A 15,110-nucleotide genomic window follows, 5' to 3' on the forward strand; every position below is an offset into this window, starting at 1 on the left:
TGAGATACGGAGGAAAAGCCCATTGCAGTTGGAGAGCTGCAATGGGCTTTTTGTGTATGCGCATATTTTTTGTTTCTGATACTCTTCCATAGACGAAGAGACCATGAAGGCATTATTATAGAAGAATAGAAGTTCGGAAAAGGGGAATCATCATGAATTTCGTGGCGCTTGACTTTGAAACAGCGAACTCTTCCAGAGGGAGCGTCTGCTCTATTGGTCTGGTTGAATATGAAAATGGAAAACTGAAAAATGAATATTATCGTCTAGTGAAACCGAAGAGGAACTACTTTTCATCATTTAATATAAGCATACATGGTATAACGAAGCAGGATGTAGAAGATGCATACGAATTTGATGAACTATGGGAGAAAGAGATTCATGGTCTGCTAGAAGGGAAATTAGTTGTGGCGCACAATGCTCAGTTTGATATGAGTGTATTGCGTGCTGTTTTAGATCAGTACAACCTTCCGTACCCAATGTTAGCGTATAATTGTACGGTTAATATCTCAAAGAAGATTTGGCACCTGCCTCAATACAAACTCAATCATGTATCAGATTATTTAGGGATATCGTTGAATCACCACCAAGCGCTGGATGATGCCAGAGCTTCAGCTCAAATTCTGCTTAAAGCAGGTGAGCAACTTGAGGCAATAGATGAAAAAGATCTGATCGATAAAACAGGAACAACGAATGGGATGATGTATGGCACTGGCTATGAACCAGCACGTATTAATAAAAAGAAACCAGCCAAAAAGCCAGAAGCAAAAACCTTCGTTTCAGCAACAACTGAATTTAATACTTCGCATCCATTTTATCGTTCCTCATTTGTATTTACAGGTAAAATGGATGAAATGCAACGAGATGATGCTATACAGCAAATCGTAGATCTAGGGGGAGAGTGGCATTCTTCTGTAGAGCGATCTACAGACTTTGTTGTAGTAGGGAATAAATCATATGAGAAGTATCGTAATGGAGAAAAAAGTAGTAAGTTGGAACGTGTGGAGACGCTATTAAGTCAAGGGTTTCCGATTGAGATTATATCTGAAGCGGAATTTTTAAAGCGGTTATAATAAGTAAAGCTCACCTATACCGGTGAGCTTTTTTTATAAAGAGCATGATCACTCATAGATTCTTTGCTTTACGTTCCAAATGACGATCATCCTTCAAAAACTCAGGGTGGATCCCCTTTGCCTGTCCTCCAAAGTTCCCAAGGTTGATCCCTGCACCATAATAGTATGATTGCCAAACGATTTTTGTGCAATATTGTTCATGGTGCTCCTCATCAAGTGGTGTGAAAATACGATATTGGGCTGTTGGATGTTTCTTTACTAGAGCCTCTAAATAATGGGCAGCATCTACCCCAGCAAATTTATCTATTGGTGAATACACTGATATCAATCGGAATTTTTGAAAGTACTCCTTTAAGGGATCTGTTACAAGTCCGCTTGGAATGGAATGAACAACTTCTTGGTTGTGGTTCACCATTCCTACATGCCCCACAAATTTAGATTCGCTTTTCCCTATGGGAGTAAACAAAAGATCTCCTGGCTGAGCCTCAAGATCTGTTCCTGGATATACGGTTATGGATCCAGATGGTAATGGAGGTCGTTTCTTATTGGGACGTGCTAGAAATGTAGTGATTGTTGTAACTAACCCAAGTAATAGGAGTTCTTTTCTCATCGTTCATTCTCCTTTAATGAAACCTTGAATACATATCATCGTAAGTTAGTTAGAGAAAAAACGCAAAAACAAGGTAGTAGGAAAATAGGCCCTTTTTTATTGATGATGATCTTTTATCCATAAAAAAAGCTGATGATTCATACATCAGCTAAAAGAAACTAATTTTATTAAATGGATAGTATCGAAGAAAGACTTTTCCTACAATGTGATCAATAGGTACAGGGCCAATTGCGCGACTGTCATGACTGATATTACGGTTATCTCCCATTACATATACATGGCCTTCTGGTACGGTTACTTTTTCGAATGGAACGGCCATTTTTTCTTTGATGTAATCTTCTTCAAGCTTTTCACCGTTTCGATACACCGATCCGTCCTTGTAGGAAAGTGTATCGCCTGGTTCACCTATCACTCTTTTAATCAAGAAATTATGATGTTTGTCGCTACCTACAATAGTGTTTACGATAGCACTTTCGATAAAATCATCTTTAACTGTTCTTTCTCGGTTGATCCGTCTGTCAACAATAACGATATCAGCAAAACTAGGGTTATTCCCAAATATGTATGCACTTTTGAAAGCTAAAACATGATCGCCTTTCTCATCATTCTGTTGAAGATGAACTCCATCAAATGTTGGATCCATCGAACTTCCGCTTACTTTATAAGGCTGAAAAATAAATGTAGTAAGAAAAATGGCGATGAAGAAAGTGACGATAAACGCTTTTCCCCAAGATAGTACTTCATTTAATACTTTAGATTGTGTCATGTTGCACTTCCTTTCTTTGGTATATTCTATCATTTAAGACAAGGTGAAAACATTATAAAGTTGGGATTTAGTTCATTTAGGGTACAATAAGAACAAAGAGAAAGGAGCGATGGATTTGTCTAATCAGTCTTTAGGTGTACAAAACGGGAAACTAGCACCATGCCCGTCATCTCCAAACTGTGTATCTACACAGAGTGAAGACTCTTCAAAGAAAATGGACCCTCTTCCTTTTAAAGGGGACTTAACTGAAACAAAACAGAAGCTGAAAACCATACTAGTGTCATATCCTCGAACGAAGATTCAAAAAGAAGACAGAAATTATATTCATTCTACTTTTAAGACAAAGTTCTTGCGATTTACAGATGATGTTGAATTCTATTTTGATGAAGAAGAAAAGGTTATTCATTTTCGCTCAGCATCTCGTGTAGGGTACTCTGACTTAGGGAAGAACCGTTCTCGTATGGAGGAAGTTCAGAAGTTGTATTATAAATAAAAAAGCTACCATTTGGTGGCTTTTTTATTTTGGGGTTAAAGAGTGATCAGTCCTAGAGCGTTTCTCCTAATTTAAGCCCTTTTTCCTCCTTTGTGGTTTCCTAGGATATGACATCATAGTATAATAGGGAGGATTTCTACATATTCTTTGAAATAAGGAACTTTTGTTTCATTGAATCGTAGCAAAATATAGATAAATAGAAACAACTGATCGTTTATTAAAAGGGGAGAGAGAAAAACATGAGCCAAAATCAAACTGGCGCTAAGAAGAAAGGGATGAACAAGTGGCTGATCACAGCTATTGTCGTCGTCATCGTAGCTGGTTTTGGTGCAACAGCATATGGAGTTCTAAAAGAGAATAACCCTATGGCCATGTACCTACTAGCTGAAAAAAATACAATGGAGGACCAATGGGATCGTTTAGAGAAATATAACTTTGGTTCACTAGAATTACAGGATCGTATGCTAGAAGAAGCATATCAATCGAAACAAACATTGTCTATGAATTTGAATGTTGAAGGGGAGCAGGTTAATCAACAATTCCCACAATTGATGTTTATTCAAGGATTACTTTCAACAGCTAAAATAGAGATGAATACGAAAATCAACCCAAATACAGAAGAGACATACAACAGCGTAGACCTTTTGTTACAGGGTTCAAGTATGGCAAATGTGCAAATTTATCAAAATGTAAAAAACTTTTCTATACAGGCTCCATTTGTCTATGACAAATATTTCACAATAGCAAATGACCAAGTAGGTGCATATTTAGAAAAAATGGGAGAGCCTTCTAATGGCATAACAGAGATTCCAAACATTGCAAAATATAACCAAGCTTCTTTTACTTCAGAAGAAATGAAAGAAATTACTTCAGATTATATGAGAACGCTTGGACAGCAACTAAAAGAAGAGCAGTTCTCCTTACAGAAAAATGTAGCCTATCAAGATAAGCAATATGATAAAGTAACCGTTCAAATTAGTGAACAAGAAGCTCGCGATATGATTCGTACGTTGCTTATTAAACTTCGAGAGGACAATCGCATCTGGAGCGTAGTGAATACACAAATGCAACTTCAAGGTGGTCAACAGTCCATGGATGAAGATACCATGAAAGAAGATATTGATGAGGCAATTGAAGGACTAGATCAAATCAAACTTCCTGAGGGCATTCAAATTGAAGCTTACATAAAGGATGACCTTGTAGCTCATGAAAAATGGACATTACCAATCGAGGATACGAACGGTAAACAAGTAGATATTACAGTTTCTAGTGACTATTTAAAGCAAACACAAGAGAATTACTTATCTAAAGTCACTGTGGATGTGAATCCAGTTGCAGAAGATCAATTATTCCAATTCTCATATAAAGAGAATGGTAAGTCCACGAAAGATGGCTTGCATGTCGATTACATGATTGATATAAACTTTAAAGGAAAAACAGATGATTTTCATGGAAACCTAGCTCTAGGTACGGATTATAAGGAAAATTCGTCTAAGACGGAATTTGATTTAACAGTTGAAGGGTCTGATCCTTCTCTCCAGGAATTCCCGAAGGTTACCGGCTTCTTCAACACAGCTACAAAAGAAGAAAGCCAGAATCAGTTAAAGCGCAATATTGATTTAGGTTTAGATATCACGATGAACAATTCGATGGTGGGGAATACAAAAGGGCATGTAGAATTCCACATTAAACAAAATTATGCTTTTAATAATGAGATGAAATTCCCTGAAATGAATAACCAAAATTCAGTTAATATTATGGAATTATCAAAAGTTGAAATGGAACAAATTGGATTAGAAATCCAACAAAACCTTCAAAAATATATCGGATCATTCACCGGTGGATTTGGAGGATTTTAGTTTAATTGACTCTTAATCGACAAAAGGAGGAGTAGGATATGAACGGGTTCTCATTATGGGGATATGAAATGAGAGCGGCCCTTCGTAGGCCTGCTCCTCTTTTTTTATCTTTTTTTATACCACTCTTATTGTTAGGGCTTGTTCTGTTAAGTGTTTATTCACTAATACCACAAAATGAAGAAAACATTCAGGCTGCGATTGTAGATTTTGATCAAACATTTGAAACAAAGGCGCTAGTGAATCAGCTTTCTGAAGATGACGAAATGAAAAAAGCACTGACCCTTTTACCGATGTCTTCTGGAAAAGCAGATGAGCAATTTAGCAATGGTCTTCTTGCTGGAATAATTACTATACCAAAAGGGTTTTCAGAAAGTTTACGTATAGGTGAGAATGAGCCTATTCAGGTAGTGACGAATGAAGAGCAACCTCTATCAGCAAACATGCTTAAATTGTTGTTAGATAGTGGCGCAATGTATATTTCTGCATCACAAAGTGCTGTGAATACGGTTTATGATTTACATATAAAAGAGCTTTCAGATAGTGGTGAGCGCAGTCAAAAACTTCAGCAAGCGATCTTAACGCTTACGTTGTTTGCTTTATCTCGGAATGATGCATTCTCCCAAGAGGAATTGAGGTCAGGAAGTAGAATTGGCTGGAAGGCACATGGCCTCTTGGCAGTTCTTCTCACTGTCATTAGTAGCTTTGCGTTATTATTTCATTGGTTTGATAGCAAACATGCTCCAAGTAGTATGTTGCTACGACTTCGTTCTTATCACATTACACAGGTCCAATTGTTTCGTGTCCAATGGGGGAAATGGTTCTTCTTGATCTCGATTATAGGGTGTGTGTATTGGGGCTTAGCTACCTGGTGGAGTAACCTTCTTTCAGCTGAAAGTACACTTATTATCCTTCTAATGGCTGCATTTTTGGCATCTCTGATTGCGTGTTGCAGAAGCTTAATTACTCATATTGGCCTTCGTATGATCGCGTTGCTTCTCGTGACCTTCCTTGGGTTAGGGGCAGGCGGCGTGTGGGTTCCATCCTTGTATTTACCTGAGTATTTAAGTTCGGCTGCGTGGAATCCCTTTGGTATCCTGTATTCCCTATATTCGGAAAACATGATGGGAGAGGATTTCTCGAGAGTTCTTTTAGTAAAAATCATAGTTTGGACGCTCCTATTATTCGTAGCCGGATTGCTTTTTGCTTTAAGAAAGGAGAGACGCCATGCTTACGTATCTTACTTTAAACGTTCATAAGTGGAAGCGTCGTCCATTCCTTTTTCTTTTGCTTCTGTTGTTACCACTTTTAGCTTTTTTAGCTTTATATCCTTTATTTAAGAGCTCGGTTAGCGATATTGCTATTCCCGTTGCTCTAGTGGATGAAGACGAATCACAATGGTCCGAGATCGTTCAAGAGAGAGTAGCCCAAGACAATAGGGTGCGCATCATTGATATGGATCGTGAAAAGGCAAAGGTAGCGGTTCAAAAGGGGGATGTAGAAGCTGCATTTGTTTTGAATCAGGGATTTATGGAAGCTATTCGAAGCGGCAATATATCTGATTCTGTGCAGTGGCTTCGAACAGAACAGTCGGAGCTAGATGTTTTTGTGAAAGAGCAAATAGGTGCTGAAATAATGAGATTAGCGCTCAATGCCAAGGCCGCTAACACCTTGCAGAATTGGGGAGCGAATGTGGATTGGGAAGAAGCGTTTCAACATGCTGATGAGTACTGGGATCCCAATCCACTTTTTCAGATGGAGTACATCGTCAAGACTCCTAAACAAGGAGAGGCTCCAGATGTTGGATTAGCCCAATGGATGTTTGTCGTGATCGCACTCTTCTTTTTATACGCCTGGCTTTGGTTTATTTCGTTATTAAAAGGTATTGTCCAAGATGAAAAGGCAGGGCGGACGGCTCGAGTGTTATTTTTACGCAGCTCATTGACTGGGTATTACTTCATGCATTTCATTACTTTCTTTGTGGTTATAAGCGGATCCTTTTTCTTGGCTTTAAATGGTTTGTTTTATGTGACGAATACAAGTCAGGAACTAATGACAACTTGGAACGTGTGGAGTGCATGTGTATTATTTGGGACGATGCTTCTAACGTTAATCGTGTTTTTACTAGGCAAGAGAAGCTCTAAAATGCTGGTAGTGATTACGGTTTTTACCTTCATTTCGTTCACAGTCAATCTATTGCCTATGCAGCCACCAGGTGTAATGGGTGCGCTTTTTCCACATAATTGGCTTACTGATTTGAATCCATGGGAAGCAGGAGGAATGTAAATGATTCAACTAGAAAACGTATCAAAAACCTACAAATCGAAAACCGTGCTCCATCCTGTATCCATGAATATAGAAGAGGGGAAATCAATTGGCATCATAGGTCCGAACGGTGCAGGAAAGTCTACGTTTTTAAAGCTCGTTGCTTCCCTAGAAAAACCAACCGATGGTACTTTATCGTTTAATGGTGTACCTTATCGCAAAAACGTGAAGAATTTACGTAAACATATTGGATATATTCCACAGGATATCGCTCTTTATGAAGAGTTAACCGTCAAAGAGCAAATCTCATTTTGGAAGCGAGTATCTTTGGAAAAACCGGATCCTTCGTTTATAAAACAAATGATACGAACGCTAAGGTTAGATGAAGTGTATAAGCAGAGAGTTGATCGTTTATCAGGAGGATGGCGTAGAAAAGTGAACTTGCTCGTTGGGTTCATGAATAACCCTTCGATTTGTTTGCTGGACGAGCCGACAGCTGGGATTGATTTAGCTGCAAAAGAAGATATTCTCACTTGGCTTCAATCGTTTCATAATCAAGGGAAAACGCTTTTGTATATTAGTCATGACTGGTATGAGCTGAATCAATTAAGTGATGAATATTTGCTATTCGCAAAAGGCCGACCGATTGTAAGAGCGACTCGTGAGGAACTGTTACGTGAAAAGGATTTGATTATGGAACAATATCCAGAAGAACAGGAATTGCAAAATATATTAAAGTTCTTTAAATAAGAAAGCCGCCTACTCATAAGAGTAAACGGCTGGTAAGTGTTAGGGATTCAGACATTGATACTTCGATTCTGTATAATAAGCAATAGCTTATCATCTGGAACCTTTGCAGTACAATGTTACAATTAGGGTGTTTAAATGTGTTGGCTTGTGATTGCCACATGCTACCCAGGGATTATGTGCTTCCCTAACTGGGCGCTTACGCTTTGATTTTAAAAGGAAAGGCTAGCGGCGGTGCTCAATTAAGTCGATGGCACCCAAGACGATGTGTGCTAATCCGAAACCAACTAACGCATCAGCGTATCGTTCTTGGCGGCTACGTCTACTTTCTAAGCAATACGCCGCAGCCGTAACAGCCGTACCGAGTACTACAGGTATTATACCTTCACGAATATTCAAACCTAAGCCCCTCCTTTACAACCTCAGATTTTGAGGTTCATTGTTAATGTGTGAAAAGTGGCGGGATTTCATGTGTGATAATTTTTATGAAAAATGGTGGAGAATACCTGATATGGATGTAGGAGGAGTAACGATGACGAAGCAATGGTGGAAGGAAAGTGTCGTATATCAGATATACCCTAGAAGTTTCAACGATTCGAATGGGGATGGAATCGGAGATATTCAGGGGATTATTTCAAAATTGGATTACTTAAAAGAGCTTGGCATTGATGTCGTGTGGTTATCTCCTGTATATGAATCGCCCAATGATGATAACGGTTACGACATCAGTCATTACCGAAAAATCATGAATGAGTTCGGGACGATGGCAGACTGGGAAGAGATGCTCGAGGAAATGCATAAGCGTGGCATTAAATTGATCATGGACCTCGTTGTGAATCATACATCGGATGAACACCCATGGTTTATTGAATCCAAACAATCAAAAGACAATCCGTATCGTGATTATTACATATGGCGTTCACCTCAAAATGGTCATGAGCCAAACAATTGGGAGTCTGTATTTTCAGGACCTGCATGGGAATATGATGAACAAACAGGCGAATATTATTTACATATCTTTTCGAAAAAACAGCCAGATTTAAACTGGGAGCATCAGCCATTAAGAGAAGATGTTTATGACATGATGAAATTTTGGTTAGATAAAGGGATCGATGGATTTCGTATGGATGTGATCAACTTCATTTCCAAGCATCCGGAGTTGCCAGACGGTGAGCAGGGTCCACATGATGCGTATGGTGATGGCAGCCCTTATTTTATGAACGGACCACGCATCCATAAGTTCTTACAGGAAATGAATCAGGAAGTGCTATCGAAGTATGATGTAATGACCGTAGGCGAGATGCCAGGTGTAACACCAGAGCAGGCCATTGATTATACAGCTGACCATCGTGGTGAGCTCAACATGGTCTTCACGTTTGAGCATATGGACTTAGATTCAGGATCAGGTGGCAAATGGGACTTGAAGCCGTTACAGCTTACAGACTTAAAAGATACACTAGCTCATTGGCAAAAAGCCTTAGAGAGCCAAGGGTGGAACAGTCTGTATTGGAATAACCATGACCAACCTCGCATTGTATCTCGTTTTGGAGATGACGGGGCGTATCGTGTCGAGTCCGCCAAAATGCTTGGAACATGTCTGCATATGCTGAAGGGAACGCCTTATATTTATCAAGGTGAAGAGATCGGTATGACGAATGTTTCTTTTGCCTCCATTGAAGATTATGAGGACATTGAGACGCTTAATATGTACAAGGATAAGGTAGAGGAACAAGGAGTGGCCGTTGAAGAAGTGATGAAGAGCATCCATGTTAAAGGTCGGGATAACGCACGTACTCCGATGCAATGGAATGCTTCTGAACATGGAGGCTTTACTACTGGGACACCATGGTTAGGTGTGAATCCGAACTATCCTGAAATCAATGCAGAAGCGGCGCTGAATGATCCACAGTCCATCTTTTACTACTATCAAGCGTTAATTTCATTACGGAAACAGCACGATATCATTGTGTATGGAAGCTTTGATTTGCTTGATCGAGATCATGAGAGTTTGTTCAACTACGTGCGAGAGTATAAGGGAGAGAAGCTACTTGTGTTGAACAACTTTACTGGAGAAGAGCAGTCTTATCAGGTGCCAGAAGCATTTAGCAGTAAAGAAGCAAACTTACTGATTTCGAATTATGAACATGAGGATGTTTTAGCGCTAGGAGGTATTGTTCTTCAACCTTATGAAGCCCGAGTTTATAAAATTGGATAAGAATATGGAAAACCGAGCTGAGGCTCGTTTTTTCTTCACCTGTGAAATTATGGGTTTTTCAGCGGATGTGCATTCTTTATCAGCGATCGCTGATACATTCACAACATAAAAAAAGCAGACCAACGTCTGCTTTTTTTTTCAACATCATGATTTCCCCATAACCCCGTAAAAGAACAAATGCAAAATTTCATCCGTAAACTTTTGCACAGACTCTTCGGTTTCGAATAGATCTTTTCGTTTTTGAATGCCCTCATAGAACATATTCATGTAAAACATTAAAATATCGACTGAGATGTTCTGCTGAACGTAGCCTTGTTGCTTGCCTTCCTCTAACAGCTTGATGAATAGAGGCATTGAATGGGTTTCCATGATTTCTTGGATAAAGGATTGTAGCTCAGGAATATCGGAGATGAACGTTTGTATGAAGTCAGGATTAAAGCTAAGGATATTGTCGCTTTTAATTGTAATAATCGACTCAATTTTTTCTTTGAAATCTGATTCAGGATCTTCGACAAGCTTTTCGAACCGTTCAATTTGCTTCATATAATAATCTTTTATTGATTCAACGAGCATTTGCTCTTTGCTTCCAAAATAATTATAAATCGTAACCTGAGACACTTGAGCTTTTTTAGCAATTTCCTGGATGCTAACCTTCTGCACACCATGAGTTGTAAAAAGCTCGAATGCGGTATTTAAGATTTTGCGCTTTTTTTGTTGCGTTCGTTTTTCAAAACCGTTCATAGGCTCCACCTCTTCCTATCTATCATACCTTGGGTTTTGAAACAGTTCAATTCATCTATTTCAAATTATGAGCGATTGCTCTTAAAGTAGGATTCGATATACTCTGCTGAACGTTGAGCAAGACTGTAGACCGTTAAAGTTGGATTAGCTGCTGGAGCTGTTACGAACGTTGGGGCACCTGCAACAAAAAGGTTCTCAATATCATGTGTCTGTCCATAGCTGTTTACTACGGAAGTTGCAGCATCGTCACCCATTCGGCAGCCTCCCATTAAATGAGCATGAGCCTCTAGGTGATACATGGGTTCACCACCTGCAGATCGAACGACTTTTTCCATCATTTCTTTCGCTTGTTTTCGAATGGAGAGGTCTTCATCATGGTGTGAAAATGTAACCCTAGGGACAGGTTGCTCAAAACGATCTTTTTGCCCACTAAGCTCCACACGGTTTTCCTTTTGAGGCTGAACCTCACCTAACATCGCAAAGCTCGTAAAATGGTTATAGTCTAGCATCCGTCTGCGCAAATTCTCCCCTACGCAAGACGCGTCATTTTCGAAAAATAATGAGGCTAAGCGAACTGGCCGCATTCCGTATGAATTTAGAATAAAGCCTTTATGATAAAAGTCCATAGTCAGTGCTTGAACAGGGTTTCCGCGGTACATCCTGATTTCTTCTGGAAACTTGGCAATATGGTGATCATTCATATTTGTCATGAGGTAGCAGCCTACTAGACCAGACGAATTAGCCAAACCTTCTGGGAAATCATTGTTTTTCGATTGAAGCAACAAGCGAGGTGTTTCCACAGCATAGGCTGCTACCACCACAATAGAGGCCTCGATCACATGTAGTTGATCATCTAGTATGTAATGAACGGATTTCGCTTTACGATCATCTCCTGTTTCAATTTTAACAGCTGTTGCTTCGGGGATTAGTGTAGTCCCGGCCTGCAAAGCTTCTGGAATAAACGTATTCAATGGAGTGGTTTTGGAGTCGGGCATGCACCCTTCTTCACAAAAACCACGATTAATACAAGGATGGCGTTCATCATAGGGAGCAGACAAAATGGCTAAAGGGGAGACCGCGTGGTTAACCCTCATTTTTTCTAACCCTTCTCGGAATTTTAGTGTGTTATTTGAGAGATCATGGTGAGCAGGGAAAGGGAAACGATCCCCAAATTCCTTCCATGGAAAAGATGATGGGCCAGCAAGATGTAATCGTTTTGTCATGTCTTCATAGAAAGGATTAACGTCTTTGTAAGAGATTGGCCAGTCTGCACTAGCAAAGTCATTAGGATGGAAGCGTAAAAGCTGTGCAGTATAATGCACAGCGCTGCCACCAACTCCTTTTCCACTCGTGCTTCGGTATAAATCAATCGGGTCATCCCCTTTACTAATCCGTGGCTCATCCCAGAATAGCTTTTCCATCTCAAGTTCGTCACTCGCAAAATCTTTTTGAGGATCCCTATGCGGACCAGCATCTAACATAGCAACGTTCAAGCCTTTGTTGGAAAGGTGAGAGGCAATTACAGAACCTGCAGCACCTGCGCCTATAATACATACATCATGAGAGGTTTTCGTCATGAGGTTTAGCCTCCCAGCTATCGAATTGCTTTGGACCATATGCGTAATACCCTCTAGGATAGGCTGGACCTCCATAACCAATATTCGACCAAACACTCGGATCGGAGTAAATAAGCTTTAATAATTCGCTTGTTAAGGTTGTGTAAAAGAGGTCGCAACTGACATTCTTCCATACCGATTCTTCACCGAGCTGGTGCTTCCAGCTAATAATTTTTTTAAGCCGTTCATCATCAGACATTTGGAAGAAAGGTTTTTGATCCGTTAAAACGCACTCTTCTTCAGCGTGTGCTAGACCATATAAAATGATCTCTTCCTTCGAGAGAAGAGAGTTCTTCGGATAGGATTTTAATTTATTTTCCGTTAAACGATGATCCAAAATTAAAGAAATACTAAGGGTTTGTTCCCCGACATGGGAAGGAAATAGAGTTTTTGAATAAGCTTGTAACGTACGCTTCATTTCAGGTGTTAAGACATTTCCTTCAGTTGGGTGCGTACGATTCTGAATCACCTGTTGTGTAATCGGATCCCATTCGCCTTTTTCACTCATCACGTCATAAGTTGGATAATATGTCTTTTTCGGGTGTTGATCTTTCATATATAAACGCTCCTTTAATACCACAGGTTAAATAGTTGAATGAAACAAAAAGCAGCAATTGTAAAAGGTAAAACAAATGGAGGCCCTGATTGGAAGTTTTCATATTTAAAGCCGCCTGTTCGTTTCGATATCCCGATGAGATGGAGTGCACCTCCGTAACATCCAGCAACAATTCCGATGATCATAAGAAACGTGTGGATCCACCCAGCCCATGTAAGGGAGTAAAAGGCGATGAACAAGCTAGACAGGGTGAAGAATGGAAGTGCTACTACAGGAATCCACATTTGCCATTTATGAAATTTTCCTCGGTGATGCCATACTGATACTTGTAACCAAATCATGATAAACCCGATTGCTAAAATAATGGACAGCACTCTCCCCAAACTCCAGCTACTCCAATCCTCAAACATAAGGTGACCTCCTCAAAACGTCTCCTGCGCTTTTCTTTCTATTTTGTAACAATTCAGGGTAAACTATACTTCAATAGAAAGGACTAGACAGAGCGAATCGTTTTTGCTTACGATAAAGATATAGAACATAATCTGATGAAAAACCTCGTTGTTTTTCACTGCTGAAAGGAAATGATTCCATGTCCAAATTGGATCTTTCGCAATTTGAGAAAAAGGTAGAAGTTCGTAATCTAAAAAAAGAAGATATTGATAGCATTTTGAAGCTTCAAGACATCTGTTTTCCGAATATGGATCCATGGAAGCGGGAGCATCTAGAGAGTCATCTAGAGCATTTTCCAGAAGGACAAATCGTTGTTGAAGTAGAAGGCGAGATTATTGGAAGTTCTTCAAGTTTAATTGTGAATTTTGATGAGTATGATGATAAGCATACATGGGATGATATTACTGATGAGGGTTATATCACGAACCATGATCCAGAAGGGTATAATTTATATGGCATTGAAGTTATGGTTCATCCTGAGTATCGAGGTATGAAAATCGGTAGACGATTATACGAAGCGAGAAAAGAATTGGTCCAGCAGTGGAACTTAAAGAGTATGATTATTGGTGGCCGTATCCCGAACTATCATAAATATGAAGATAAGATGTCTCCACGTGAATACGTTCAAGAAGTCATGAACCATAATATTTATGACCCTGTTTTGACATTTCAAATCATGAACGGGTTTACGGTTATGCGCATTAATCCAAACTATTTACCAGATGATAAAGCTTCAAGAAAATATGCGACGTTAATGGAATGGAACAATGTTGACTACCGGCCTACAACGAAGCGATATTTTAAAACCTCTTACCCTGTACGCATCACAGCCATTCAGTACATGATGAAAGATATTGATACCTTCGAGGAATTCTCGCGACAGGTTGAGTATTACGTTGATGTTGCAAGCGATTTCGGATCCGATTTTGCCGTTTTCCCTGAAATCTTTACAACTCAACTCATGTCTGTGATCGATGAAAAAATTCCATCAAAATCTGTTAGAAAACTCTCCGAATACACAGAAGATTATATTGAATTGTTTACGGAGTTAGCAGTCAAGTATAATGTGAATATCATTGGTGGTTCCCATTTCGTAGAAGAAGAGGATCAAATGTACAACATTGCCTACTTGTTCCGAAGAGATGGTACCATTGAAAAGCAATATAAGATTCACGTTACACCAAACGAGCGAAAGTGGTGGGGGATTCAGCCTGGTGATACTGTAAAAGTGTTTGATACGGATTGCGGTAAAATTGCCATTCAAATCTGCTATGACATTCAATTCCCAGAGCTAACTCGTTACGCAGTAGATCAGGGTGCAAATATCATCTTTTGCCCATTCTGTACGGATGAGCGACAAGGATATCTGCGTGTTCGATACTGCGCTCAAGCCCGTGCAGTGGAAAACCAAGTGTACACCGTGGTTGCCGGAACAGTTGGTAACCTAACACAAGTTGAGAATATGGACATTCAATACGCACAATCCGGAATATTCACACCATCCGATTTTGAATTTGCACGCGATGGCATTGTAGGAGAGTGTCACCCGAACATCGAAACCGTCGTTGTTGGTGATGTTGACTTAGAAGTATTGCGCCGACAGCGTAAGTCAGGTACGGTTCGCCAATTACGCGATCGCAGAAAAGACTTATTTGAAATTAACTATAAAAACATATCAACTGAAGTTGTACCAAACGACTAGAACAAAAGGATAGAGAGGATGAA

15 protein-coding genes are annotated in these 15,110 nt (G+C 39.6%); 8 read left to right on the top strand and 7 right to left on the bottom strand.

Annotated elements, in window-relative coordinates; genetic code table 11:
- Positions 1-152: 152 nt before the first annotated feature.
- A complete protein-coding gene (locus GS400_RS03860; RefSeq protein WP_160099168.1) occupies positions 153-1,070 on the top strand; it encodes an exonuclease domain-containing protein in 918 nt (305 codons plus the stop codon).
- Positions 1,071-1,122: 52 nt separating this feature from the next.
- Here the strand turns inward: GS400_RS03860 and GS400_RS03865 are convergent, their stop codons facing one another.
- Positions 1,123-1,680 carry a C40 family peptidase gene (locus GS400_RS03865; protein ID WP_160099169.1) on the bottom strand — a complete coding sequence of 186 codons (558 nt, stop codon included), beginning with the start codon at positions 1,678-1,680 and terminating at the stop codon, positions 1,123-1,125.
- Positions 1,681-1,828: 148 nt separating this feature from the next.
- Complete coding sequence (gene lepB, locus GS400_RS03870; protein ID WP_160099170.1) at positions 1,829-2,446, bottom strand: signal peptidase I; 618 nt, start codon at positions 2,444-2,446, stop codon at positions 1,829-1,831.
- 115 nt (positions 2,447-2,561) lie between these two features.
- Here lepB and GS400_RS03875 point away from each other — a divergent pair, with 115 nt between their 5' ends.
- From GS400_RS03875 to GS400_RS03895, 5 genes are all read left to right on the top strand, one after another.
- Complete coding sequence (locus tag GS400_RS03875; RefSeq protein ID WP_236561112.1) at positions 2,562-2,939, top strand: DUF1499 domain-containing protein; 378 nt, start codon at positions 2,562-2,564, stop codon at positions 2,937-2,939.
- Positions 2,940-3,178: 239 nt separating this feature from the next.
- Complete coding sequence (locus GS400_RS03880) at positions 3,179-4,798, top strand: DUF6583 family protein (protein WP_160099173.1); 1,620 nt, start codon at positions 3,179-3,181, stop codon at positions 4,796-4,798.
- Positions 4,799-4,836: 38 nt separating this feature from the next.
- Positions 4,837-6,054: an ABC transporter permease gene (locus GS400_RS03885; RefSeq protein WP_160099175.1), complete on the top strand. Its 1,218-nt coding sequence runs from the start codon at positions 4,837-4,839 to the stop codon at positions 6,052-6,054.
- Entirely contained in the window at positions 6,023-7,081 is a 1,059-nt protein-coding gene (locus GS400_RS03890) for an ABC transporter permease (protein ID WP_160099177.1), read from the top strand. The genes GS400_RS03885 and GS400_RS03890 overlap by 32 nt, the downstream gene beginning before the upstream one ends.
- Positions 7,082-7,810, top strand: coding sequence for an ABC transporter ATP-binding protein (locus GS400_RS03895; protein ID WP_160099179.1), 729 nt, complete (start codon positions 7,082-7,084; stop codon positions 7,808-7,810).
- Positions 7,811-8,032: 222 nt separating this feature from the next.
- Here GS400_RS03895 and GS400_RS20125 read toward each other — a convergent pair whose 3' ends face one another.
- Positions 8,033-8,206, bottom strand: coding sequence for an asparagine synthase (locus tag GS400_RS20125; RefSeq protein WP_160099181.1), 174 nt, complete (start codon positions 8,204-8,206; stop codon positions 8,033-8,035).
- Positions 8,207-8,339: 133 nt separating this feature from the next.
- Here GS400_RS20125 and GS400_RS03905 point away from each other — a divergent pair, with 133 nt between their 5' ends.
- Positions 8,340-10,022: a glycoside hydrolase family 13 protein gene (locus GS400_RS03905; RefSeq protein WP_160099183.1), complete on the top strand. Its 1,683-nt coding sequence runs from the start codon at positions 8,340-8,342 to the stop codon at positions 10,020-10,022.
- A gap of 144 nt (positions 10,023-10,166) precedes the next feature.
- Here GS400_RS03905 and GS400_RS03910 read toward each other — a convergent pair whose 3' ends face one another.
- The 4 genes from GS400_RS03910 to GS400_RS03925 form a co-directional block, all read right to left on the bottom strand.
- Complete coding sequence (locus GS400_RS03910) at positions 10,167-10,763, bottom strand: TetR/AcrR family transcriptional regulator (protein WP_160099185.1); 597 nt, start codon at positions 10,761-10,763, stop codon at positions 10,167-10,169.
- 65 nt (positions 10,764-10,828) lie between these two features.
- The gene (locus GS400_RS03915; protein ID WP_160099187.1) at positions 10,829-12,340 is read right to left on the bottom strand and encodes a GMC family oxidoreductase; all 1,512 of its coding nucleotides are present in this window, start codon (positions 12,338-12,340) and stop codon (positions 10,829-10,831) included.
- Entirely contained in the window at positions 12,321-12,935 is a 615-nt protein-coding gene (locus tag GS400_RS03920) for a gluconate 2-dehydrogenase subunit 3 family protein (protein ID WP_160099189.1), read from the bottom strand. The genes GS400_RS03915 and GS400_RS03920 overlap by 20 nt, the downstream gene beginning before the upstream one ends.
- A 14-nt stretch (positions 12,936-12,949) precedes the next feature.
- Entirely contained in the window at positions 12,950-13,345 is a 396-nt protein-coding gene (locus tag GS400_RS03925) for a hypothetical protein (protein WP_160099191.1), read from the bottom strand.
- Positions 13,346-13,524: 179 nt separating this feature from the next.
- Between GS400_RS03925 and GS400_RS03930 the strand changes: the two genes are divergently transcribed.
- Complete coding sequence (locus GS400_RS03930; protein WP_160099193.1) at positions 13,525-15,087, top strand: GNAT family N-acetyltransferase; 1,563 nt, start codon at positions 13,525-13,527, stop codon at positions 15,085-15,087.
- The last annotated feature ends 23 nt before the right edge of the window (positions 15,088-15,110 follow it).

The organism is Pontibacillus sp. HMF3514 (assembly GCF_009858175.1).
Classification (GTDB): Bacteria; Bacillota; Bacilli; order Bacillales; family BH030062; genus Pontibacillus.